The sequence below is a fragment of the Halosimplex salinum genome, from assembly GCF_003730195.1.
In the GTDB taxonomy this organism is placed as follows: Archaea; Halobacteriota; Halobacteria; order Halobacteriales; family Haloarculaceae; genus Halosimplex; species Halosimplex salinum.
This window is the reverse complement of record NZ_QWGG01000001.1, coordinates 152,930-177,360: the sequence shown is the minus strand read 5'-3', so window position 1 is coordinate 177,360 and position 24,431 is coordinate 152,930. Positions and strand designations below refer to the sequence as shown.

Genomic DNA, 24,431 nt, shown 5'->3' with positions numbered 1-24,431 from the left:
GTCGCGCGAACCGACCTGTCGATACCCGGTAGCTTTCAGAGTGGGAGCGGCCTGTAAATGCAGGCGTACGGCCGAACGATTTATTTCGTTCTACCCGAATACCCGAAACGATCCGCAGATGCAAGGGACAGGAGTGGGTGGGGCCCACGCTGACGGCCTCGGGGACGAGGCGTACGACCAGTTGCGGCAGTCGGCGGCGACCTACAGGGAGGCGCTGGTCGTCCGGCTCTGTGGGGAGGTGGGGCTCCGGCCGCCCGAGATAGCGCGCGTCAGGCCGTCGGACTTCGTCGCTCGCTCGACGGAGAACGGGACCCACCACCGCCTGTCTGTCACGGACGACGACGGCGAACCGACGCGGGAGGCGTACGTCCCGTCGTCGGTCCGGGCGGCCGTCAGGCGCTACGTCAACGAGCAGGGGGTCGCCGACTCGGACCGCCTCGTCGACGTGACGCCGCGGCGGATCCAGATGTTACTGTCGGAAGTCGCGGACCGCGCCGCGTCGGTGACGGGCGACGAGACCCTCGCGGACGTCTCCTCGGCGGACCTCTGTCGCTACTACGCGCGCCGCCTCGTCCACGACGAGGACGTCGACCCGCGGGTCGTGCTCGCCGTCGGCCCGTGGGCCGGTCTCGAGAGCCTCTGTCGACACCTCGACCCGGTGGACGTGGACGCCGTCCTCGGCGAGCTCGAACGGGCGGGCCTCCCCGGACCGGGCGCGGAGTGGGACCCGGCGGCGCTGGGCCGCGCGCTCGCGACGGCGGACCTCGGGGTCCTCGTCACCGACGGCGACGGCACGGTCGAGTACGCCAACGACCGACTCACGAATCTGACGGGCTATCCGAACGGCGACCTCACCGGAACGCCGGTCGAGCGCCTCTACGCGGCGGACGACGGGGGAGCGCTCGACGACGTCGACGGCGCCACTCGGGTGCGCCTCGTCGGCCGCGACGGCGACCGGGTCGACGCGGTCCAGGTCGCCGCACCGCTGGCAGACGGGAGCGCTCACGTCGCCGCGTTCGTCGAACCCGACGGTGACGAGTCGACGGAGCCGACCGACCGGCCGCGGACGCTCCCGCGAGTGACCGGCGCTATCGAGGCGCTCGGTGTGGCAACGGACGTGCTCGGGACCGCCTCGAAACGCACCGAGGTCGGGGTCCGGATCTGCGACCGCCTCGCCGCGACCGACGCCTACTCGTTCGCGTGGATGGGGTCGACTACCGGCGACCGCGGCGTCGTCTCGACGGCCTGGGCCGGCGTCGACGAGTCCGTCGCCGAGGCGCTCGCGGAGGCGACGACCGAGGACGACGACCTTCGAACCGCCCGGAGCGGCCGACCCGACGCCGTCCGCGTGCTCGGGAACGGCACCCGCGAACTCCGTCCGCCGTCGCTGGCGGCCGAGAACGGCGAGCAGCCGCCCGACCCGTCTATCGCGATCGTCCCGCTGACCTACGGTGACACGACCCACGGTCTCCTCGCGCTCGGGACCACCGGGGACGACGCGTTCGGTCCCGACGAGCGACGCCTGCTCGCCACGCTCGGCTGGCAGATCGGACAGGCGATCACCGACATCAAGCGCAAGAACCTCCTGCTCGCCGACAGCGTCATCGAACTGGAGTTCCGCGTCGAGAGCGAGCGCGCCTTCTTCGTCACCGCCAGCGAGCACCTCGGCGCCTCGTTCGAACTCCAGGGGATCGTCCCCGGCGAAGGGGGGTCGCTCCTGTACTTCGTGACGATGCGCGGGACCTCGCCCGAGGAAGCCGTCGAGTTCGCCGCCGACGTGGACAGCATCGAGAACGCCAGGTTGATCCGCGACTACGACGAGAGCTACCTCGTCGAGTTCGTCGTCGACGGCGAGGAACCGGCGACCACGCTCACCGAACTGGGCGGACACGTCGTCGAGTTCCTCGTCGAGGACGGCGCCCAGCGCATCACCGCCGAGTTCACGACCGAGACCGACGTGCGCGCCGTGTTCAACGGCTTCCAGTCGCCGTTCCAGGGCTCGGCGCTCCTCTCGAAACAGGAGGTCGAGCGGCCGGTCCAGACGACCGACGGCTTCCGCCGCTCGCTCGAGGACGACCTCACCTCGAAACAGCAGTCGGTCCTCCGCGCGGCCTACCTCGCCGGCTACTTCGAGTGGCCCCGCGGGAGCACCGCCGAGGAACTCGCCGACTCCATCGGCGTCTCCTCGCCGACCCTCCACAACCACCTCCGGAAGGCCCAGCAGAAACTGCTGACCGCCTTCTTCGACGACGAGTGACCGACACCCTCTCGATACGAGGGGAGTCCCCCGGGTCCGACCCGCGGGATCGGTCGGACGGCACCCGTCGGAATCGTCGCGAAAGATAGTTAGACGGGTCGCTTAAGAGTCTCGTTGGTGATATACGGGACGAACCATGTCACCGAGAGACAGCCACCGCCCGACGCGGCCGACAGCGCGGGGGCGATAACCATGTCAGAGGAGCCAGACACGCAACTCGAATCGCGGATGACCGAACAGGACTACTTCCGTCCGCCCACCGAGTTCGTCGGCCAGGCCAACGTAAGCGACCCGGAGATCTACGACCGGTTCGACGAGAACTACCCCGAGGCCTTCGAGGAGTACGCCGAACTCCTCGAGTGGGACGAACACTGGGACGAAGTACTGGACGACAGCAACCCGCCGTTCTACGAGTGGTTCTCCGGCGGACAGCTCAACGCCTCCTACAACTGCATCGACCGCCACCTGGAGGAGCGCAAGAACCAGGCGGCGTTCATCTGGGAGGGGACGGACGCCGAGGAACGCGAGACCATCACCTATCAGGAGCTGTACAACCGCGTCAACGCCACCGCGGCATCGCTGCAGGACGTGGGCGTCGAGGAGGACGACGTCGTCACGTGTCACCTCCCGATGCTCCCCGCGCTCCCGGTGACGATGCTGGCCTGCGCTCGCATCGGCGCACCGCACTCCGAGGTGTTCGCCGGCTTCTCCGCGCAGGCACTGGCCGACCGCATCGACGACGCCGACTCCGACGTCGTCGTCACCTGCGACGGTTACTACCGCCGCGGCGAGTTCCTCAACCACAAGGAGAAGTGCGACGAGGCGCTCGAACTCGCCGAGTCGGACGTGGACACCGTCGTCCTGTGGACTCGCCACGACGAACTCCACGAGGACGTCGAGATCGGCAGCGACGACCCGTACGTCCTCGCCGACGAACTGCTCGCCAACAACGAGCGCGCCCGCGTCGACCCCGTCTCCCGGGACGCCGAGGACCCGCTCTTCCTGATGTACACCTCCGGCACGACCGGCCAGCCCAAGGGGTGTCAGCACCGCACCGGCGGCTACCTCTCCTACGTCACCGCCACCTCGAAGTACGTCCTCGACATCAAGCCCGAGGACACCTACTGGTGTGCCGCGGACATCGGGTGGATCACCGGTCACTCCTACATCGTCTACGGCCCGCTCTCGCTGGGCACGACCTCGGTGATGTACGAGGACACGCCGGACCACCCCCACAAGGGCCGCATCTGGGAGATCGCGGAGCGCTACGACGTGGACATCTTCCACACCTCTCCCACCGCCGTCCGCATGTTCATGAAGTGGGGCGCCGAGTACATCGAGGACTACGACTTCGACTTCCGCCACATGACGACGGTCGGCGAACCCATCCAGCCCGAGGCCTGGCTCTGGTACTACAAACACATCGGCGACGAGAGCGCCGTCATCGTCGACACGTGGTGGCAGACCGAGACCGGCGGCCACCTCATCACGAACCTCCCCGCGCTCAAGGACATGAAGCCCGGGTCCGCGGGCCTGCCCGCACCGGGCATCCAGCCGGCGCTCTACGACGACAGCGGCGACCCGATGGAGCCCGCCAGCGGCAAGGCCGGCAACCTCGTCATCGAGAACCCCTGGCCCGGCATGCTCCAGACGGTGTACGGCGACGACGAGCGCTTCATCGAGGAGTACTGGCAGGACTTCTCCGAGACCGACAGCTCCGACCCCGACGACTGGGTGTACAAGGCCGGCGACGGCGCCGTCCACGAGGAGGACGGCTACTTCCGCGTCCTCGGCCGCCTCGACGACGTGATGAACGTCGCCGGGCACCGTCTCGGGACCATGGAACTCGAATCCGCCGTCTCCGAAGTGGCGGACGTCGCCGAAGCCGCCGTCGCCGCTCGCGACCACGACGAGAAGGGCGAAGTCCCGGACGTGTACGTCGTCGTCCGCGAGGGCATCGACGCCAGCCAGGAGGAGGTCCGCGACCGCATCGTCGAAGCCGTCGAAGACGAGATCGGGAAGTTCGCTCGCCCGGCCCGCGTCGTCTTCGTCGACGACCTCCCGAAGACCCGCTCCGGGAAGATCATGCGCCGCCTCCTCGAGAACATCTCCAACGGCGACGAACTCGGCGACACCACTACCCTGCGTGACCCGAGCGTCCCCGAAGAGATCCGCGACCAGGTCCACGGCGACTGAGCCACTACTCGCCGTCGGTCGCCGATTTCGACGGCGAGTTCGCTTTCTTCCGTTCACTCGCGCCCCCTCGAACGCGCCGGTTCCGACGCCGAAGCCCGCTTCCCGCCGACCCACCGAAGAACTGACCGACCGACGTTAGACGCCGTCTACGCGGCACGAATGCTGATGTTAACTATTACCACAGGAACGTTGGATCGCTGTGGATTCAGATCGTGCAACTAACACGACGACAATTGGTCAGAGTATCGGTCGGGGTATCGGTCGGTGCGACGGGGCAGCGAGTTCCCGAAACCGATGCGGAGCGCGACGGGCAGCGGTTCACGGTCGGGTACGGGGCCGTCCCGTCCACCGGGGCGCGGTCCGGTTCGTCCTCGTCGAGGTTGCTCACGGGCCCCGTACTCTCCGACGAGATGTCGGACCCCGAGACGAGCGAAGGCGGTCGAACGAGCGGCGGCGCCGGCTACGGCGTCGCGGCGTACGGTAGCCCAGCGGAGTGACTCGGCATGGTCGAACACACACCGAACCACGAACTCAACAGGTACGAACCGGGCGATACGGACTGGACGCACTCGCCCGACATGCGGACGATCGAGGAGCGACTCGTCGTGCGAGACGCCGAAGCGAACCTCCAGACGTACACCCCCCACGAGGCGGCCACGTTCATCGCGACGGACACGGGTGCCGTGTACGACGGTGACGGCGACTCCTGGAACGCGGCGACACGGGACGCGGAGACGTTCCAGGCCGACCAGGTCCGGTCGACCCAGGGGTTCATCCACGGACGCACGCTCGACGAAAACGGCGCCGGCCGCATCTCGAATCCGGCGCCACCGAGCTGGCCGATGGAGATGCCCTCGCACGTCGCCACGTATCCCAGTCGCGACACGCCGGTGGTCATGATCCACAGCGAGGGCAGCCACATCGAGGAGTACGAAGACCTCTATCCGCGAATGCGCGACCGGGGGTTCCCCTGGATGATGGGCGCGACTCCGGCGCGGCTCCGAAAGGAAAATGCCGACCAGCTCCTCTCGACCGACCAGCTCAAGGAGATGCTGTTACACGGCTGTGAGGTCGGCCTGTACACCGGAAGCGGCAACTCCGACGAAGGCGGTCGGCTGACCGAGCCCGGCGGTGGGAGCGACGGCGTCGAGTCCATGGACGACCTGCTCCGGATCGCCCTCCAGCAAAAGCGCGGCCTCGAGGAGCTGGGATTCCCAGTCGCTCACCTCCAGCCGAGACAGGGCCGCGGGCTCAACATGGGCGAACTCGACGACCCGCAGTTCTACGCGATTCGCTCGCTGTTCGCCGCGTCGGGCCACGGCTGGGCGACCGGGTCGCCCCACTACCCCGCGACGGCGACGATCGGCAAACACGGACAGAGCTCGGCCATCATCGAGCGGAGCGACCAGGCGACGGCGGACGAGGTGAAGGAGATGATAGACCGGTTGACCAAGCGGCCGAAAGACCGCCTGCGGCTGTTCTTCCACAGCCACAAGGTCGACGACTGGTCGCGCCTCGACGAGGTGTTCGACTACATCGCCGACAAGCGAGACGCGGGCGACCTGCACGTCGCCTCCTCCACCGGCGGGCTCCTCATCCCGTGGTCGCTCCCGGAAGGCGACATCGTCCAGGAGTCCGAGCCGAAGTTCGACCGCTTCGAGGACAGTTTCTGGCTCCCGTTCGGGAACGAACCCGTCGTCGAGAACTCCGGGACGGACCCCCACTGGACGATCGGAAACGAGTTCGGCGACGAAGTCTTCGGCGGGCTGCGGACGCGGGACATCCAGTTGAACCCGCACTTCACGACGATGATGGTCCAGTTCGACGCGCGCGCACCGCTCGGCGGCAACGACGTGACGGTCCGAGTCGACTCCTTCGAGGACTTCCCCCGAGTCGAGACCAGCTTCAGGGTGAACCGGTCCTGGGAGACGGTGTACTGTCCCGTCGGCGTCCCGCGCACCGACACCGGGGAGGCTCAAGGGAAGACCAAGTGGGAACTCGACATCTGGACGAAAGCCGCCGAACTCGACGTCACGAACGTCCAGATCTACCCCTGCTGAACGGCCCTCACCGAACGAAGTCGTTTACACTCGCGCGACCGTATCGCCGGGCGATGACGGCTTTCGACCCGGAGAAGTTCGAGGACAAGTACGTCCACTACATGGACGAACTCCAGACCGCCTACAGGAACGCCTACCAGCACTTCCACGGGCGGTACGACTCGACGCTCCTGAAGGCGATCGACCGCCAGGTGCTCGACGGGAGTGAGCCGTTCTACGAGGGCAACGGCCAGTTCCGGGTCGAACTCCCGGAGAATCCGCGTGAACGCGCAGGGCCGGTTCCCGTCGACGACGAGACGTTCGACGCCGTCCTCCGGGAGTTCGTCGACCGGATCGAACTCGAACTGCGGCGTCTCTTCGAGTTCGAAGACGGCTGAGAGGAGCGAACCGCTCGGCTCAGCCCAGGTACTTGTTCTCGGCGTCGACGGTGTTGGGGAGTCGGTCGGTCCGGTCGCCGAAGGTCGCTGCCGCGTCGTGCGCGTCGAACGGCGCTATCGGTGCCGGTTCGTCGGTCGAGTCCGCTTCGACGTCGGTTTCGTCCGTGGTCTCCGCTGGCGATGCGTGTCGGGTCTCGGGGGCCGCGTGTGTGCTCGTGTGGATCGTGATGTCGGGCGTTCGGCGAGCTGGACGACGCTGTCTGGACGGAAAATCAACGTACTGCTACTACGAGCGTCGTCCCTGACATCGTGAATCTATCCGTCTGGATGCGAGCAATTATAATAAATGTTCATGATCTAGGCGCGAATCGTCCGACGAACCACTCCGCAATAACGTGGTCTCGTCGAGCGAAGCGAGACGAGGCTCGAAAGACGAGCAAAGTGAGTCTTTCGGTGGCGAAAAAGCCGCTCCCTCACTGCGTTCGGTCGCGGTGAACCGCCTCGCGCCAACGGCGCTCGGCGGACGAAAAAATAGGCTCTCCTACTGGTAGTCCAGTTCGCCTTCGCCCTCGCCGATCCACGCACCGCGGTCCGGTTCTCGGGACTCCAGCGGGTCGATGTCCTTGTACCAGGGGACGTTCTTGAGCTGTTCCTTGTCGAGGACGAACTCGTCTTTCGTGTCGGCGGTCCACTCGAAGTTCTGGGTCAGCAGGATGGCGTCGACGGGGCAGACCTCCTCGCAGAGTCGGCAGTAGATGCACTGGCCGATGTGGAGGTTGTACTGCTCGCCGTTGCGCTGGTCGTCGGTGACGATCTGGATGGTGTTGTTCGGGCAGACGTTCTCGCACTGCCGGCACCAGATGCACCGCTCCTGGCTGAACTTGTGGACGCCGCGGAACCGGGGGCTGACCTCGGGTTCCGTCTCGGGGTACTCGACGGTGAACGTCTCGCCGTCGAGGGCGTGTTTCATCGTCGTTGCCATCGATTTGAGGATGCCTATCATTGGGAGTCACCTCCGACTGTCGGGAGCGTCGAGGCTGGAGTCGGGGTCATGCGGCGGCCACCCCGACGATGACCGCGGTCAGCACCAGATTCGCGAACGAGAGGACGAGCATGCCCTTCCACCCGATCTGGATGAGCTGGTCGACGCGCACGCGGGGGACCGCCGAGCGGGCCCACTGCGTGAACAGGTACACCGAGATCATCTTGATGAAGAACCAGACGACCCCGGGCAGGACCGGCCCCGACGCGCCGCCGAGGAAGATCGTCGCGATGATCGCGCCCCCGAGGAAGATGTGGATGAACTCGCCGAGGTAGATGAGCACGAAGTAGACGGAGGAGTACTCCGTCTGGTACCCGGCGACGATCTCCGTCGGCGCCTCGGGGATGTCGAACGGGTTGCGCCCGACCTCCGCGAGGTTCGCGATCAGGAACAGCGCGAACGCGAACGGGTTGACGAACGCGAACCACGACGGGATCGCGATCCCGCCGAGACTGACGAGCGTCTGCTGTTGCACCTCGACGATGGTCGACATGCGGAGCGAGCCGGCGAAGATGACGACCGACGCGCCCGTGATGACCAGCGGAATCTCGTAGGCGAGGTTCTGCGCGACCGCGCGGAGCCCGCCGAGGAACGAGAACTTGTTGTTCGACGCGTAGCCGGCCATCAGCAGGCCCAGCGACGCGATCGACGCGACCGCGAACACGTACGCCAGTCCGATCTCCGGGTCGGCCAGCTGGAGACCGTGTCCGAACGGGATGACCGCGAACCCGAGCAGGGCCGAGCTGGCGATGATCAGCGGCGCCAGGTCCCACGCCGGGCGGTCGACTTCCGACGGGACGATGAGCTCCTTCGAGAGGAGTCGGACTGCGTCCGCCGGGATGATCAACAGTCCGTACGGGCCGTGTCGGTTGACGGCGATTCGGTCCGTGAACGCCGCGGTGATCTTCCGCTTGCCCCAGATGCCGAGCACCGCAGTCATCGTGAGCAGGACCGTCGCGATCACGCCGGCAGCGACGACCGAGAGGACGATCAGGACCGCGGGTTCGCTCGCGTCGAGTCCGAGCAGGTCCGCGATGATCGACGGGAACGGCGTCTCCGAGTTCGACTGGAGCGGTATCATCACCGATCCACCTCCCCGAGGACGATGTCGAGGCTACCGAGCGAGGCGATCATGTCGGGGACGAACTCGCCCTCGGACATGACCGGCAGGGTCTGCAGGTTCGAGAAGCACGGGCTCCGGATCTTGAAGCGCGCGGGCTTGTCGGTGCCGTCCGAGCGGATGTAGATGCCGAGTTCGCCCTTGGCGGCCTCGACCGCGCGGTAGATCTCCGTGTCGGGGTCCGGGCGGAGCGTGCGGGGCACGTTCGCCTGGATGTCGCGCTCGTCTTCCGGCCAGTCCTCGAGCAGGTCGACACACTGCTCGATGATGCGGGCCGACTGCTCGACTTCCTGCATCCGGCAGAGGACGCGCGCGTAGTTGTCGCAGCCGTCCTCCGTGACGACGTCCCAGTCGAGTTCGGAGTAGTAGCCGTACGGGTCGTCGCGGCGCAGGTCGTAGTCGATGCCCGACCCGCGGGCGACCGGCCCCGTCGCGCCGTACTGCTTGGCCTCTTCCGGCGGCAGGATGCCCGTGTCGACGCAGCGCATCTGGAAGATCTCGTTCGAGGTGACGAGGTTGTGGTACTCCTTGAGCTTCTCCGGCATGTCGTCGAGGAAGTCCCGCGTCTTCTCGAAGAACTCCTCGCGGGGCTCGGGCAGGTCCCACGCCACGCCGCCCAGCCGGAGGTAGTTGAACATCAGTCGCTGGCCGGTCAGGTCCTCGAGGAGGTCCTGGACGACCTCGCGGTCGCGGAACGCGTACTGGAAGACCGCGGTGAAGTCACCGAACACGTCCAGCGCGAACGTCCCCAGCGCGAGCATGTGCGCCGCGATGCGGGACATCTCCGCGGACATCGTTCGGATGACCTGCGCGTACTCGGGCACCTCGATGTCGGCCAGGTCCTCCGCCGCGCGGGCGTACGCCCACTCGTTGAGGATGCCGGCCGAGACGTAGTCCCACCGGTCGGGGTAGGGCATGATCTGGTGGCGGTAGGTGCCCTGCTGGCACATCTGCTCCTCGCAGCGGTGCAGGTAGCCGATGTCGGGCTCGACGTGGGCGATCTGCTCGCCGTCGAGCACCGTCTCGACGTGGAGCACGCCGTGGGTCGCCGGGTGGTGCGGACCGATGTTGATGAACATCGTGTCCGGGTCGTCCTCGGAGCGCTTGTCGTCCGCGAGCGGGTTGGCGTGCTCGCGGAGGGTGACGACCTGCGGCTCCTCGCCGCTGAAGTCCTGGGAGAGCGGGTGGCCCTGCCAGGTCTCGGGCAGGAGGATCCGCCGCATGTCCGGGTGCCCCTCGTAGTCGATACCGACCAGGTCGTACGCCTCGCGCTCGTGCCAGTCGGCCGTGCGGTACACGGGCTCCGCGGTCTGGCTGACCGGATCGGACTTCGGCGAGGGGACGACGACCGACACTTCCTGCGTGGGGTCGTCGTACTTGCGGAGATGGTAGATAGACTCGTAGCGGTCGTCGTAGTCCTGTGCGGTCACGCACGCGCAGTGGTCGAAGCCCGCCTCGTCGCGCAGCGCGAACAGGGCGTCCTGCACCTCGTCGGGTCGCACGACGAATCCCTCCGCGTTGACGTGGCTCTCGCGGTCGATGACCGTGTCGCCGAGCAGGTCGGCGAGCGCGTCGTAGTCGACGCCCTCCTCGGTGACGCCCACGTCGCGCGTCGCGAGCGGGTCGTCGGGTTCCTCTAAACTCATGGCGAGTCACTCCAGTTGTACCGCATGACCAGGTCCTCTTCGTCGATCTGGTCGGCGAGTTTGTCCACGAGTTCGTCCTGTTCGAGGTCGCCGAACTGCTCCAGTTCGTACGGCTTGACCGTCACCGGCGCGGACTCGCCGTTGGCGATTCGCTCCTGGAGCTTGGCGACGCCGTAGATGAGCGCCTCGGGGCGAGGCGGACAGCCCGGGACGTGGATGTCGACCGGGATGACCTCCTCCGCGCCCTTGACGACGTTGTAGCCCTCCTGGAACGGGCCGCCGGAGATGGTGCACGAACCCATGGAGACGACGAACTTGGGCTCGGGCATCTGGTCGTAGACGCGCTTCATCCGCGGGGCGAACTTCGAGACGATGGTCCCCGGGACGATGATCACGTCGGCCTGGCGCGGCGAGGCGCGCGGGACGCCCGCACCGAAACGATCCAGATCGTGTTTGATCGCGTAGGTGTGGATCATCTCGATGCTGCAACAGGCGATCCCGAACTGCAGCATGAACATCGACGAGCCCCGCACCCAGTTCATGAACTGGTCGAACTTCGTGAGGATGAACGGGGTCGAGCCGAACGCCTCCCGCAGCGTCGAGTTGAAGCGGCTGTCGACGCCCTCGCCCAGCCGTGCCTCCTGGGTGGATTCGATTTCTGCTCCGTGCTTGGTCGTGCGTGTGTTGTCGCTACTCATGATTACTGTTCGACCCGCTGTGCTTGAGCCCGCGGGCTGCGGACCCATTTGACCGCGCCGTTACGCCACGCCCAGCCGAGCCCGATGACGAGGATGCCGATGAACGCGAGCATCGGAACGAGCGCCTCCGCGAGCCCGACGTTCGCCACGGCGTCCTGGTAGATGACCGTCCACGGGAAGATGAGGACGGTCTCGATGTCGAAGACGACGAACAGCAGCGCGACCATGTAGTACTGAATGTTGAACTTGATGCGCGTGTCGCCCGTCGGGACCTCGCCGCTCTCGTAGACGGCGCGTTTCCCCTGTTCCGGCACGCTCGGCCGCAACAGCGACGATACCGCCATCATACTGAGCGGGATCGCCAGCGCGACCAGCGCGAGCGCCCCGATGGCTATCCATGGGTTACTCATGACTCTCTATCGTTCGACGGTTTGGGGTGGTGCCATATAAGGGTTGATTGTTGTCCTCGGCGCCTCTCGGCCTGCGATTTCCGGCCGACGGGTAATCCGGGTCTACCCGAACCCGTTCGACCGCGAGTATCGCCGCGTGACAGCCGCACCGGCGAACATACGGCCCGTGCGGCAGTTCCACCGACACGCTCTTTGTCCCGCCGCCGTTTCGGTCGTAGTCGAGCACGTTCATGTCCTCCGACAGTCCGTTCGCAAGCGCCGAGACGTACTACGCCCAGTACCGGCCCCGATACGGCGACCGGCCGATAGCCCACCTCGTCGACCGGTTCGACCTCGACGACGACTCGCGCGCGCTCGACCTCGGCTGTGGCGCCGGCCAGATCACGATTCCGCTCGCCGCGCACGTCGGAACCGCGGTCGGCATGGACCCCAACTCGCGGATGATCGACGGGGCGCGCGGGCAGGCTCGCGCCGCCGACCGGGAGAACGTCGAGTGGACGGTCGGTTCCGACGCCGACCTGCGCGGAGCGGTCGGCGAGGAACTGGGCCCGTTCACGGTGACGACGATGGGTCGCTCGTTCCACTGGATGGACCGCGGACCGACGCTCGACCGGATCCGCGAACTCACAGAACCGGGCGGCGGCGTCGCCGTCTTCGGCGACACGGAGTGGCTCACGAGCGGGCGTCGCGCGTGGCAGGACGAGGTGTACGACCTCGCCGCAGACTACCTCGACGACCTGCCCGAGCGGACCGGTCAGCGGACCGAACCGTACGAGAACCCCTACGACGAACTGATCGCCGACCACGGGTTCGAAGCCGTCGAAGTCGCCACGTTCGAGTCGACCCGCGAGTGGACCGTCGACGAAGTCGTCGGCTACGTGTTCTCGCTGTCCTTCTGCTCGCCGGCGACTTTCGGCGACGAGAAAGACGACTTCGAGGCCGATCTCCGAGAGCGACTCGACGAACTCGGCGGTCCATTCGAACAGGACGAGGAAGTGCGCGTGATCTCGGGGCGAAAGCTGGCGTGAGCGACGGTGAAGGTCGCGGCTACTCCTCGTCCCAGTACTGCTCTTTGAATCCGGGCGTCCCGAGTTCGTGCAGGTCCCGCGAGACCTTCCCGACCTCCTCCTGCAGTTCCTGATGGTAGTCGACGAGGCGCTCGCGGATCTCCGGGTGCTGACGCGAGAGGATCTGTGCCGCCGTCAGGGCTGCGTTGAACGACTTCCCTGCGTCGACTGCGGTGATGGGCGCGCCCTGTGGCATCCCGATAACGGAGTCGACGGACTTCTCCTGCACGGGGACGCCGACGACCGGGAGCGGGTACGCGATGGAGGCGGTCATGTTCGGCAGGTCTGCCGATTTCCCGCCCGCGCCGGCGATGATCACGTCGAGTCCCCGGGCCTCGGCCGTCTCGGCGTAGGCGTACATGAGATCCGGCGTCCGGTGGGCCGAGACGACGAACGTCTCGAAGGTGAACCGGCTCTCGGGGGCGTCCTCGTAGTCAGTCTGCTCGTCGAAGCCGAGTTCGTCCGCGAGGGCGGCGTAGGCGCCCGGGCGCTTGCCCTTCCCGCCGGCCATCGTCGGCAGGTCCGAGTCCGACCCCATGACGATGCCCACGTCGGGCGTCTCCTCGCTGGGCAGGTCCATCTCGGCCTGTTCGTGTAGCTGGTCGATGATCGACTGGACGGAGTCGGCGGTCATGGGCGGGTGTGCGCGGGGGGAGACCGTAAGCGTGTGCGGTTCGAGGCGGCTACCGGAACGTCAGTCCGTCGCGCAGTTCGCGCACCTCGGCGAGCAGTTCCTCGCGGTCCGCGTCGCCCCTCCCGACGTGGGTCACGTGGCCCATCTTCCGCAGCGGGTACACCTCGTGTTTGCCGTACCAGTGGAGGTGCGCGCGCGGCGTCTCGAACACCTCGTCCTCCCCGGAGAGCACGGCGTCCTGTCGCTCGTCCACGTCGCCGAGGATGTTCGCGGACACCGTCGGCGCGCGCCGGTCGGTCGGTCCCAGCGGCCGGCCCGTCACGGCGCGGACGTGCTGCTCGAACTGGGAGGTGTGACACCCCTCGATGGTCCAGTGCCCGGAGTTGTGCGGCCGCGGGGCGATCTCGTTCAGCAGGATCTCGTCGTCGGGCCCCTGGAAGAACTCGATCCCGAAGACGCCGCGGCCCTCCATCACGTCGAGGACGTCGAGCGCCACCGTCCGGGCACGCTCGCGGACCGATTCCTCCGCTCGTGCCGGCGAGACGGTCTCGCGGAGGATCTCTTCCTCGTGGATCGTCTCGGTGACGGGGAACGTGTCGCGTTCGTGGCCCCCGTCCTCGGTGAGGGCGCTCCCGTTACAGCCCATCACAGCGAGTTCGCGCTCGTAGTCCACGAACTCCTCGACCATGGCGACGCCGGACGGGTCCGCCTGGCTCCCGCCCTGCGCGGCGTCGACGATCTCGGCGAAGGCGTCCTCCACCTCGTCGGGTGACTCCACGGGGACGTTCCCGCGGCCGTCGTACCCGCCCTTGCGGGCTTTGAGCATGGCCGGGTAGCCGAGTTCGTCGAGCGCGTCGCGCAGTTCGTCGGCGGAGTCGACCTGCCGGAACTCGGGGACGGGGACGCCGGCGTCGGCGAGGCGGCGCTTCTGGACGAGTTTGTCCTCGATGATCCGGAGTGTCTCGGGGTCCGGGTGGACCGGCGTGTCCGTCTCCTCGGACACCCGTTCGAGCAACGCGGGGTCGGCGAGTTCGATCTCGAAGGTGAGGACGTCGGAGCGCTCCGCGAGTTCGCGCACCGTCTCGGGGTCGTCGAAGTCGCCGACGATCTGGTCGCGAGTGACCGGTGCGGCCGGCGGGTCGGGCGTCGGATCGGTGACGACGACCTCGACGCCCAGCGGCGCGGCCGCCTCGGCGAGCATCCGGCCGAGCTGTCCGCCGCCGACGACGCCGAGGGTGAGACCCGGCGATGAGAGTGTCATTACCGCCGGGTTGCCGAGCGCGGGGAATAAGCGTGTCTGTCTGACCCGATCCGAGACCGGTCGTCACCCGGCGGAGCCGTTCGTGTACTCCTCGCGCACGTAGAAGTCGACCTCCGTATCCCAGCCCCGCATCAGGTGCGTCCGGGACTCGTAGCCCGAGAGCACGGTCGAGAACCGCGATTCGTCTATCGGTCTGGCGACGACGACGGGCGGCCGGGACTGTTCGACCGTCCGCACGAACTGGTCGGGCGACCCGGCGCAGGCCACGTCCGCGTCGGCCCGCTCGAAGTACCACGGCAGCGGGAGGACGTTCGTCCACGGCGAGCACGCGGGCCGGAGGGGCCCCGTCGCGTTCGGGTCGGTCACGAAGTAGTCGCCGTAGAGGACCACGTCGGTGCCTTCGTGACCGGCCGCCGCCTCGTCGAGCGTCCGCATGACCGACTGCACGTCCCCGGCCGGCTGGGCGTACTGGACGAGTTCGTTCTCGTCGGGCGGGGGCGACTGGTACACCCCGCCGACGCCGGCGACGACGACCTGCCCGGCGACTGCGAGGAGGACGAGCATCGCGACGGCCGCGCTGACCGCGTCGTCGTCGGCGACGGCGTCGCGTCCCCAGCGAACGAACAGGCCGACACCGACCGCCGCTGGGATCGCCAGCGGCACGACGGCGTGGAGGGTCGCCCACGGCGCTTTGATGTCCGTGACGAGCGGGTAGCCCAGCACGGAGACGAACCCCCAGTAGGCGGCGAACGAGACGAGGTCAGAGGGCCCTCCGTCCCGGTAGCGGTCGGCGACGAACCCGACGACGGCGAGCAGGCAGACGGCGAGCGCGCCGTGGCGGAGCGTCACGAGAAAGTCGGCGAGATACGGGAGATAGGGGTGGTCCTGCCCGCTGCCGGCGACCCAGTGTCCCCAGAGCTTCCGGGCCGACCCGACCGTGGCGACTCGGACCGTCGCGGGCAGGAGCGTCGGGTCGGCGAGGGCGGCGCCCAGTCCGGGTCCCTCGCCGGTCCGCCCGCGCGGCGCGTAGAAGAAGACGATCACGGCGAGGAACTCCGCGACACCGAGCAGGAGCGCGTCGACGTGGCGCCGGGCCGTCGCGAGCACACGCCGGACGTACCCGACCGCGACCGCCGCCGGGTCCGAGTCACTGTCGGCCGCGCGGAACAGTCGATGGTCGAGCAGGAGTCCCGCCGCGCCGACCCACGTCAGCAGGTAGAGGAGGGCGTTCTCCTTGACGGTGAATCCGAGCGCGGTGAACGCGACGCCCGCGTAGAAGTAGCGCCGCCGTCCGGTGTCGACAGTGCGGACGAACAGCGCGAAGGCGGTCACCATGAACGCCGCCACCAGCGGGTCGCCGCGCATGAACCGGGAGTAGTAGAGCACGACGGGCGTGAACGCGAGCAGTCCCGCGAGCGCGACGACCTCGACGTCCCGCAGTCGGTCGCGGAAACAGAGCGCGACCAGCGGGAAGAACCCGGTGACGACGGCGACGATCACTCGCATGCTGAAGTCCGTCGCACCGAGAGCGCCGAAGACGACCTCGTTGACGTGCTGGAAGAACGGGCCGTGGATCCCGGGCCGATACCTGACGGTCCCCGTCTCGGCGTAGTCGACCACCCAGTACGCCACGCGCCCCTCGTCCCAGTGGGCGGTCCGGGCACCCAGTTCGTAGAACCGGGCGACGAATCCGACGAGGACGGTCGCGACGACGGCCGTGTGGACTCGGTCGAGTCCGTACCGCTCCAGACGGTCGCGTGCTGTGTCCATCGGCCGGGATCTGTCGTCCGCGGTTGCCATCGATCCCGACGACGGGCGGCCGGGTTAGAGCCCTACTGGTTGGAAAAACAACCGTTTGAAACACCGAAAGGGAGCGTCGCCGCTGTGTCGCGGTTCCGGGTGCGAAGCGGGCGCTCGCGGGGACGACCGCCCGGGATCGATCGGGGCGTTCCGGGGCGGGTTCGGTAGTTCTTTTACCCGTGCTGGCTTGGCCGCAGGTATGGTACAGCTCGGTCTGGTGATCGCCCAGTTCGACAAGGAGGGGTCGGTCATCGACGGGATGGAGGCCGCGGCTCGCGATGCCGCCGCCGAGCGCGACGCGGAGGTCGTCGCGACCGTCGAGGTGCCCGGTTCCTACGACACGCCGCTGGCCGCCGACCGACTGGCCCGCCGCGAGGAGATCGACGCCGTCGCCGTCCTCGGCGCTATCGTCGAGGGGGACACCGACCACGACCAAGTCATCGCCGACGCCGCCGCGCAGGGGCTGACAGACGTGAGCCTCGACCGCGACACGCCGGTCGCCTTCGGCGTCATCGGCCCCGGCATGAGCACGGCCGAGGCGACGGCCCGCACCGACTACGGGGGGACGGTCGTCGACAGCGCCGTCGACCTCGTCGAAGAACTGCCCTGACCGCACACAACTCACGACACAATCATGGACTTCGCAGCACGCGTCGAACGGATCGAACCGAGCGCAACAGTCGCTATCAGCAACAAGGCGTCCGAACTCGAGGCCGAGGGCGTCGACGTCGTCGACCTCTCCGTCGGCGACATCGTCGACTTCGACACCCCCGAGAACGTCAAACAGGCCGCCAAGGACGCCCTCGACGCCGGCCACACCGGCTACACCCCCTCGAACGGCATCCCCGCCCTCAAGTCGGCCATCGTCGACAAGCTCCACGCCGACGGACTGGAACAGTACGACACTGAGAACATCGTCGTCACCCCCGGCGGCAAGCAGGGCCTCTTCGAGGTCGTCCAGACGCTCGTCGACGACGGCGACGAGGTCGCCCTGATCGACCCGGCGTGGGTCTCCTACGAGGCGATGGTGAAAGTCGCCGACGGGTCCCTCACCCGCGTCGACACCGCGCAGTACGACTTCCAGCTCGAGCCCGCGCTCGACGACCTGGCCGAGGCCGTCTCGGACGACACCGAGATCCTCGTCGTCAACTCGCCGGGCAACCCACACGGCGCCGTCTACTCCGACGAAGCGCTGGAGGGCGTCCGCGACATCGCCGTCGAACACGACGTGACCGTGATCTCCGACGAGATCTACAAGGAGATCACCTACGACGGCGTCGAGCCGACGAGCATCGGCTCGCTGGAGGGCATGGAAGACAGGACCATCACCCTCAACGGCTTCTCGAAGGCCTACGCGATGACGGGCTGGCGGCTCGGTTACTACGCCGCCGACGAGGATATCGTCGACCAGGCCGGCAAGATCCACGGCCACTCCGTCACTTGCGCCGTCAACTTCGTCCAGCACGCCGGCGTCGAAGCACTGGAGAACACCGACGAGGCCGTCGAGGAGATGCGCTCGGCCTTCGAGGACCGCCGCGACATGCTCGTCGACCTCTTCGCCGAGCACGGCAAGGACGTTCCGACGCCCGAGGGCGCGTTCTACCTCATGCTGCCGGTCGCTGACGACGACGTCGCCTGGGCCGAGGAGGCCATCGAGACCGCCCACGTCGCCACGGTCCCCGGGAGCGCCTTCGGGACTCCGGGCTGGGTCCGACTCGCCTACGCCAACAGCGAGGACCGCCTCCGCGAGGGCGTCGAGCGCCTCGCCGAACACGACCTCTTGTAATCTGTTCTGTCGCTCGACTCTCGGTCTCTTTCTGCTTGCCCGGTAGTCGACAGCAAGCGATGGAAACCTTCGGCCCGCTCGCTTCGAGTTGGAGTGACCGCAGGAACGGAGAGCGTTGAAAGCCCTCGACGCGCTCGCGGTCGCTGAAGCGGGATATCCGCGCTCGAATAACAGCATCGCACTGCACTCGCGCGGATAGTGCCCGCTCAGGCGACTAACAGAAACGCGAGCGCGCCTCGCCCTTTCAGTCCACCAGGACCGCGATCACACCGCCCCGCACGGCACCGCAGACAGCCACATGCCTCCCCAACCGATTGCGCTTCTCGGCCTGCGGCCTGCGATGCTCATCCCTCGCACGATGCTGTCGCGAGACGAGACTCGCGACAGCGCGCGCCAACTTAGAATGGCCGGGAGCGCGTGCCGGAGCGAGAGCGACGGCCGCGCGACCCGGGGAAAGGCAGGCGCTCTGGTGCCGGGCGGTCTCTACGGGCCGGAGTAACGAGAGACCCGCAGACTACCCGCGCTCTTCGAGGATGCGGTCGACGATGGCGCCGGAGGAGAGCAGAGCGTCGTCGTAGTCGGGGTCGTAGGCGGTCGCGCGGCGGACCTCGCAGTCGATGCCGCGCTCGTCGAGCGCACTTCGGATGCCGTCGGCGTCGTGATGCTGGTCGTAGCCCAGCGCGATGACGGCGGGGTCGAGTTCCTCGATGGGCGTGAAGATGTCGTCGGGGTGGCCCAGTCGCGCCTCGTCCACGGGGTCGAGGCCGGCGACCATCTCACGACGCTGGGGACCGGCGATCACCGGCGATGCCTTGTGCGTCACGTTCTCCGTACGGGCGACGATCACCACGAGTGAGTCGCCCATCGCCTTCGCGTCGCGGAGGTAGTGGAGATGCCCCGGGTGGAGGACGTCGAACGTTCCCTGGGCGACGACGACGTCGGTCTCGTCGGTGTCAGAACGGATCCTGTCCGCATCCGCGTTCCCGCCGGTCATCGCTGTCCCCACTCGTCACCGGTGCCGTCGGCACGGCGGTCGACGCCCTCGTCGAGGAGCTCGTCGTCGATGTCGTCTTGCGTGAAGTCGAAGAACTCGTCTTCGGGCATCTCGATGTCGAGCACCGGCAGGTCGACGGGGTTGCCCTTGCGGTCGAAGGCCTGCCAGTCGGTCTTGCCGTAAGGAGCCCCGATGATGACGTGGACCTTCCCCTTGCCGAACGTCTGGAGGTCGGCGTCGCTGGGTCGGAGGACGCCGTTGGGGTGAGAGTGGATCGAGCCGGCGGCCCGCGAGCTGTTGGGGATCATGCTGGAGTCGACTGTGGCGCTCACCGGGTTCGACTCGGTCCCCGGGATGACGAGGATGTCGGTGAGGACCGTGCCCTCGTAGTCGAGGTCGAACTTGCGGGCGTCCTCGCCGCGCAGGAAGCCCATGTACTCGTCCGGGTGAGCGTCCTCCGACGCTTCGAGCGCGAACTCCAGCGCCCCTTCGGCGATGCCGACCACCTCGCCCGAACGGAACAGTCCCATGTCACTGCCTCGGGCAGCGCGCATAACAAGCCTTTCCAAACCATCTTTTTCCCGGAGGGGTCGCGTAGCGACCCCTCCGGCAAAAACATGGGTGAAAAAGCCGGACGCTCCCTTCGGTCGCGTCCGGTGAACCGCGCTCGCTTCGCTCGCGCGGATGCTCAATACAGGTGAAGCACCTATCGTTGAGCGCAGAGGATACATCTCGCACAGACAGTTCTAGCAACGACGGTCTCTGAAGGGCTTGAGAGCGGCGGACAGTCTACCAGCCCCAACATTACAGAACTGTAAGATCGTTTCCGGCTTTCCCGCGTAGGGTCGATCTCACTTCCTCGGTTATCTTCGGTGACTGTCGTCCCAGCAGAGAAGGGATCTGTGACCGCGAATTGTACCGACCGACGATGCAGACGTGGCAGCTGTCATTCCGTTCGGGCAGTGTCGCAATGTCAGCCAGGACGATTCCGGTCACCGAGATCGCCGTCTTCACGCCCTCAATCCGTCCGCGGGCGTCGCGTCCGATCTTCCGATCCGCGATACCGGCGGCACGCATCGCATCCTTGACGAGGCGTTCAGTCTCACCTATCGGACGGTCTACTCGCATCATGACCAGTATCTAATTTCAGTACAGGTGATATTAATAGCGATTTTACCATCAACTGAATGTCCAGGAAGGACTACATTGCAAGAGACGCAAATTGTACGTAGCATTCGCGCGAACGCAGTGAGCGCGATTCACGCGGCCGAACGGAGTGAGGCCGCGCCTTTTTCACCCATGTTTTTGCCGGCCGGGTGCCCGCAGCGCCGAAGGCGCGAGGACACCCGGCCGGGAAAAAGATGGTCGAGCGAGTTTCCGAAGCTTAAACTGCGGTCGGAGCGGTATCGGGATCATATGACTCCTGTACCTGACGCCGGGAATTCCGGCGTCGCGGTCCCCGACGGTGGGACCACCGTCTACGACCTCGCTGCGAACTGTGACTTCGAGTACGTCTCGGAGGGCGACCTGTATCTCGCGGAGGTCAACGGCGTCGTCGAGTACGGCGTCTTCGTCGACCTCTCCGAGGACGTGTCCGGCCTCATCCACGGGTCGAATCTACTGGGTAGCTACGAGGTCGGCGACGAACTCGTCGTCGAACTCGAAGAAGTGCGCGAGAACGGCGACCTCGCCTTCAACGAGGTCGACGTCCCCGAGTACACGCTCGAAACGATCGCGCGCGACAGCCACCCCGTCGCCGACCTCGGCGACTCGGTCGGCGAGTCGATCACGCTGGAGGGCGTCGTCGTCCAGATAAAACAGACCGGCGGCCCGACCGTGTTCCAGGTCCGCGACGCCACCGGCATCGCGCCCTGCACCGCCTTCGAGGAGGCGGGCGTGCGTGCCTACGAGGACGTGCAGCTCGACGACGTAGTCCGCGTCGACGGCTACGTCGAGACCCGAGAGGGCAGTATCCAGGTCGAGATCGACGACCTCACCGTCCTCGAAGGGGAGGACGCGGCGACGCTCCGCGAGGAACAGGCCGACGACCTCGACGACCTCGCCGAGCCCCACGACCCCGACCCGCTCGTCGAGTGGGACGCCTTCGAGAAACTCCACGACGACCTGCGAGCGGTCGCTCGCCGGCTCCGGCGCACCGTGCTGGAAGGGCGCCCGATCCGGATGCGTCACCACGCCGACGGTGACGGCATCTGCGCGAGCGTCCCGATGCAGGTCGCGCTGGAGCGGTTCATCGAGGACACCTACGAGGACCCCGACGCCGCCCAGCACCTCCTCAAGCGCCTGCCGAGCAAGGCGCCGTACTACGAGATGGAGGACGTAACCCGCGACCTGAACTTCGCGCTGGAGGACCGCAAGCGCCACGGACAGCGCCTCCCGCTCCTCCTGATGCTCGACAACGGGTCGACCGAGGAGGACACGCCCGCCTACCGCAACCTCGCGCACTACGACGTGCCCATCGTCGTCGTCGACCACCACCACCCCGACCCCGACGCCGTCGAGGACCTCCTCGACGAGCACGTCAACCCCTACCTCCACGACGAGGACTACCGCATCACGACGGGCATGATGTGCGTCGAACTCGCGCGGATGATCGACCCGGACATCACCGACGAACTGCGCCACGTCCCGGCCGTCGCGGGCCTCTCGGACCGCTCGGAGGCCGACGCGATGGACGACTACCTCGCGCTCGCAAACGAGAAGGGCTACGACGAGTCCGAACTGCGCGACGTGGGCGAGGCGCTCGACTACGCCACCTTCTGGCTCAAGTACGACGACGGCGGCCAGCTCATCACCGACGCGCTCAACGTCGACTGCGACGACGAGGCCCGCCACCGCGAACTCGTCGACTTCCTCGCGACCAGCGCCGAGCGAGACGTGGAGCGACAGCTCGACGCCGCGATGCCACACGTCGATCACGAGCGCCTCGACAACGACGCCCACCTCTACCGCATCGACGTCGAGAACCACGCCCACCGTTTCACCTACCCCGCGCCGGGCAAGACCACAGGCAAGATCCACGACAACAAGGTCGCCGAGACCGGCGACCCCGTGATCACCATCGGCTACGGGCCCGACTTCGCCGTCCTCCGGTCGGACGGCGTCCGCCTGGACATCCCGAACATGGTCGAAGAGCTGAAAGACGAGGTCCACGGCGGCGGCGTCAGCGGCGGCGGCCACCTCGTCGTCGGGTCGATCAAGTTCGTCCGCGGCATGCGCGAGACCGTCATCGACGCCCTCGTCGAGAAGATGGCCGACGCCGAGATCGACGAGGAGCTCGGTAGTTCCGCCGCGTTCGTCGAGGACTGACGACGAAACGCACGACTTACCCTTCGACGCCCACGTTCTCACCGAACTCGATCCGGCGAGCGACCAGCACCGCGAGCAGGAGACAGCCGACGACCCCGGCCGAGATGCCGACTGGCAGGGAGCGCGCCGATCCGTCGCTCCAGTCGGCCTCGAAGGCGTCGCGGTAGTACGTCCCCACCGCGTCGCCCTCCAGCGAGAGGACGACCTCGCGGTTCTCCCGAATGGACTCGCCGTTCCAGTTGAGACTCCCGAGGAGCACCTGGTCGCCGTCGACGACCACGCCCTTCGCGTGGATCTTCTCGAACTCGCCCCGGGGGTCGGCCAGCTTCGCCGACAGCGACAGGTCCTCGCGGTCGGCGACTTCGCGGAGGTGGTCGACGAGTCGACGGTTCTCCTCCTCGACGTACCAGGCGCTACTCAGCAGGACCCGGACGTCGACGCCGCGGCGGGCAGCTCTGAGCGTCGCACGGAGGAATCGCTGGTCCGGGCCGTCGATAGACATCTGGATCACGTCGATCGATTCGTCGGCGTCGTCGAGCGCGGCCGTGACCGCTTCCCCGGCGTTGTCGGGAGCGACGAACAGCCGCGTTCGGTCGACGGGGACCGTCTCGGGGGTCCGTCGACTCGGATAGGACCCGTTCGCGGCGTCGGACGGCTCGAACGAGCGGCCCCGCCGAACCTGCGACCATGGGCGGGCCGCCCGCCACTCAGCGTCCGCGCGGAAGGTGTCGGCGAGTCCGCGGACGATCTCCGGCTGTGAGACGACGACGCCCCAGCCTCGGCTCGCACGGCCGCCCGTCCCCGCGGGCTTCCAGTTCTCCGTCAGCACGACCGCGCGGTCGTCGACGACGGCGTATTTCGCGTGGTGGAAGGCGTAGCGACCGTGCGGACCGCCGAGGAGTTCGACCGTGACGCCGGCATCGACCAGCGAGTCGAGCACGCGGGCCTGTCGGTCGCTGACTCCGTCGACTGGCTGGCCGTCGAGGAGGACACGCACCTCGACGCCGCGGTCGGCGGCGCGTTCGAGTTCCCGAGCGACCCGTTCAGAGCTGAACGTGTACCCTGCGAGCAGGATCCGGCTGTCCGCGTCGCGGATCGTCTCGACCGGGAGGGCGGGCGCGTCCGGGAGCGTGAACGCCTCGACCTCGCCGCCGGTCGCGGTGACCACCGGCCGCTCCGTCTCCCCGAGCGGATCCCACGTGATTGCGCCGCGGTCGTCGAAGCGACCGATCTTCCCTTCGGGCGCGTCACGGTAGCGAGCCGTCGCGACGGTCTCGTTCCCGCGGGACAGGTGAATCCGGTCACCGCCGTTCGCGAGCGCGATCGAGCCGTTTGCGTCGAGGACCGGGAGGTCGGTGAGGTTCCGGACTGCTGACGGCGCGGCCGTGACCGCGACGCGGCCGCCGACCGTCCGGTTCGGCAGCGAGAGCCCCGTATCGTCGTCTTCGAGACGGTACTCGCCGAGCGCGGTCCCGTTCGGCGCGTCGAGGACGACGAACTCCCCGCGGTCGCCGTCGGCGACGGGGTTCGGATAGACGGCCGCGATCTCGGGGAGGGAGGGCTGGGAAGACTGGATCGCATCGGTCGGTTCGGTAACGGGTGGCTGACCAGCCCCCGCCAGCGAACCGACTGCGGGGACGGCGGAACCCGCGGCTCCGGCGACGAGCAGACAGACCACCGCGAGCCACGCCACTCTGGACACGCGAGTGGCTGGTCCGGCTCTCCGATATAAAGTTACGCGCGGTGCCGCGAAAAA

General features: G+C 67.5%; 20 protein-coding genes. 8 read left to right on the top strand and 12 right to left on the bottom strand.

What is annotated here, in order from left to right; translation table 11 throughout:
- The first annotated feature begins 118 nt into the window (after nucleotides 1-118).
- From D1409_RS00860 to D1409_RS00840, 4 genes are all read left to right on the top strand, one after another.
- The gene (locus D1409_RS00860) at nucleotides 119-2,257 is read left to right on the top strand and encodes a bacterio-opsin activator domain-containing protein (RefSeq protein ID WP_164471524.1); all 2,139 of its coding nucleotides are present in this window, start codon (nucleotides 119-121) and stop codon (nucleotides 2,255-2,257) included.
- Between the two features lie 192 nt (nucleotides 2,258-2,449).
- Entirely contained in the window at nucleotides 2,450-4,453 is a 2,004-nt protein-coding gene (gene acs / locus D1409_RS00855) for an acetate--CoA ligase (protein ID WP_123534759.1), read from the top strand.
- Nucleotides 4,454-4,956: 503 nt separating this feature from the next.
- Nucleotides 4,957-6,513 carry a polysaccharide deacetylase family protein gene (locus tag D1409_RS00845; protein ID WP_123533107.1) on the top strand — a complete coding sequence of 519 codons (1,557 nt, stop codon included), beginning with the start codon at nucleotides 4,957-4,959 and terminating at the stop codon, nucleotides 6,511-6,513.
- A 53-nt stretch (nucleotides 6,514-6,566) separates the two neighbouring features.
- Nucleotides 6,567-6,890 (top strand): DUF5783 family protein, encoded by a 324-nt coding sequence (locus D1409_RS00840; protein ID WP_123533105.1) that lies wholly within the window; start codon nucleotides 6,567-6,569, stop codon nucleotides 6,888-6,890.
- A gap of 541 nt (nucleotides 6,891-7,431) precedes the next feature.
- Here D1409_RS00840 and D1409_RS00835 read toward each other — a convergent pair.
- From D1409_RS00835 to D1409_RS00815, 5 genes are read right to left on the bottom strand one after another with little or no spacing between them, the layout of a single operon-like run.
- On the bottom strand, nucleotides 7,432-7,893 hold the full coding sequence (locus D1409_RS00835) for a NuoI/complex I 23 kDa subunit family protein (protein ID WP_123533103.1): 462 nt from the start codon (nucleotides 7,891-7,893) through the stop codon (nucleotides 7,432-7,434).
- Nucleotides 7,894-7,939: 46 nt separating this feature from the next.
- Nucleotides 7,940-9,013 (bottom strand): complex I subunit 1/NuoH family protein, encoded by a 1,074-nt coding sequence (locus D1409_RS00830; protein ID WP_123533101.1) that lies wholly within the window; start codon nucleotides 9,011-9,013, stop codon nucleotides 7,940-7,942.
- On the bottom strand, nucleotides 9,013-10,698 hold the full coding sequence (locus tag D1409_RS00825) for an NADH-quinone oxidoreductase subunit D (RefSeq protein WP_123533099.1): 1,686 nt from the start codon (nucleotides 10,696-10,698) through the stop codon (nucleotides 9,013-9,015). Before D1409_RS00825 ends, D1409_RS00830 begins: the two co-directional genes overlap by 1 nt.
- Nucleotides 10,695-11,396: an NADH-quinone oxidoreductase subunit B gene (locus D1409_RS00820; protein ID WP_123533097.1), complete on the bottom strand. Its 702-nt coding sequence runs from the start codon at nucleotides 11,394-11,396 to the stop codon at nucleotides 10,695-10,697. The genes D1409_RS00825 and D1409_RS00820 overlap by 4 nt, the downstream gene beginning before the upstream one ends.
- Nucleotides 11,397-11,398: 2 nt before the next feature.
- A complete protein-coding gene (locus D1409_RS00815) occupies nucleotides 11,399-11,806 on the bottom strand; it encodes an NADH-quinone oxidoreductase subunit A (RefSeq protein WP_123533095.1) in 408 nt (135 codons plus the stop codon).
- Nucleotides 11,807-12,036: 230 nt separating this feature from the next.
- Between D1409_RS00815 and D1409_RS00810 the strand changes: the two genes are divergently transcribed.
- Complete coding sequence (locus D1409_RS00810) at nucleotides 12,037-12,834, top strand: class I SAM-dependent methyltransferase (protein ID WP_206424947.1); 798 nt, start codon at nucleotides 12,037-12,039, stop codon at nucleotides 12,832-12,834.
- Between the two features lie 19 nt (nucleotides 12,835-12,853).
- On the opposite strand, the gene purE is transcribed toward D1409_RS00810, so the two are convergent.
- From purE to D1409_RS00795, 3 genes are all read right to left on the bottom strand, one after another.
- A complete protein-coding gene (purE, locus tag D1409_RS00805; protein WP_123533093.1) occupies nucleotides 12,854-13,507 on the bottom strand; it encodes a 5-(carboxyamino)imidazole ribonucleotide mutase in 654 nt (217 codons plus the stop codon).
- 49 nt (nucleotides 13,508-13,556) lie between these two features.
- Nucleotides 13,557-14,768, bottom strand: a complete 1,212-nt coding sequence (locus tag D1409_RS00800) for a 5-(carboxyamino)imidazole ribonucleotide synthase (protein ID WP_123533091.1) — start codon at nucleotides 14,766-14,768, stop codon at nucleotides 13,557-13,559.
- 63 nt (nucleotides 14,769-14,831) lie between these two features.
- Entirely contained in the window at nucleotides 14,832-16,568 is a 1,737-nt protein-coding gene (locus tag D1409_RS00795; RefSeq protein WP_123533089.1) for a flippase activity-associated protein Agl23, read from the bottom strand.
- A gap of 199 nt (nucleotides 16,569-16,767) precedes the next feature.
- Between D1409_RS00795 and ribH the strand changes: the two genes are divergently transcribed.
- Together ribH and D1409_RS00785 are read left to right on the top strand one after the other, a co-directional pair.
- Nucleotides 16,768-17,178, top strand: a complete 411-nt coding sequence (gene ribH / locus D1409_RS00790; protein WP_123533087.1) for a 6,7-dimethyl-8-ribityllumazine synthase — start codon at nucleotides 16,768-16,770, stop codon at nucleotides 17,176-17,178.
- A gap of 24 nt (nucleotides 17,179-17,202) precedes the next feature.
- Nucleotides 17,203-18,354, top strand: coding sequence for a pyridoxal phosphate-dependent aminotransferase (locus D1409_RS00785; protein ID WP_123533085.1), 1,152 nt, complete (start codon nucleotides 17,203-17,205; stop codon nucleotides 18,352-18,354).
- A gap of 514 nt (nucleotides 18,355-18,868) precedes the next feature.
- Here D1409_RS00785 and D1409_RS00780 read toward each other — a convergent pair.
- The 3 genes from D1409_RS00780 to D1409_RS24205 all read right to left on the bottom strand — a co-directional run bounded on the left by D1409_RS00780 (nucleotide 18,869) and on the right by D1409_RS24205 (nucleotide 20,479).
- Complete coding sequence (locus D1409_RS00780) at nucleotides 18,869-19,348, bottom strand: adenylyltransferase/cytidyltransferase family protein (protein ID WP_123533083.1); 480 nt, start codon at nucleotides 19,346-19,348, stop codon at nucleotides 18,869-18,871.
- Complete coding sequence (locus D1409_RS00775) at nucleotides 19,345-19,878, bottom strand: Mov34/MPN/PAD-1 family protein (RefSeq protein ID WP_123533081.1); 534 nt, start codon at nucleotides 19,876-19,878, stop codon at nucleotides 19,345-19,347. Before D1409_RS00775 ends, D1409_RS00780 begins: the two co-directional genes overlap by 4 nt.
- Nucleotides 19,879-20,152: 274 nt before the next feature.
- Entirely contained in the window at nucleotides 20,153-20,479 is a 327-nt protein-coding gene (locus tag D1409_RS24205; protein ID WP_164471523.1) for a hypothetical protein, read from the bottom strand.
- 285 nt (nucleotides 20,480-20,764) lie between these two features.
- Between D1409_RS24205 and D1409_RS00770 the strand changes: the two genes are divergently transcribed.
- A complete protein-coding gene (locus D1409_RS00770; protein ID WP_123533079.1) occupies nucleotides 20,765-22,675 on the top strand; it encodes a DHH family phosphoesterase in 1,911 nt (636 codons plus the stop codon).
- A 16-nt stretch (nucleotides 22,676-22,691) separates the two neighbouring features.
- Here D1409_RS00770 and D1409_RS00765 read toward each other — a convergent pair whose 3' ends face one another.
- Entirely contained in the window at nucleotides 22,692-24,368 is a 1,677-nt protein-coding gene (locus D1409_RS00765) for a phospholipase D-like domain-containing protein (protein ID WP_394339013.1), read from the bottom strand.
- Nucleotides 24,369-24,431 lie beyond the last annotated feature (63 nt).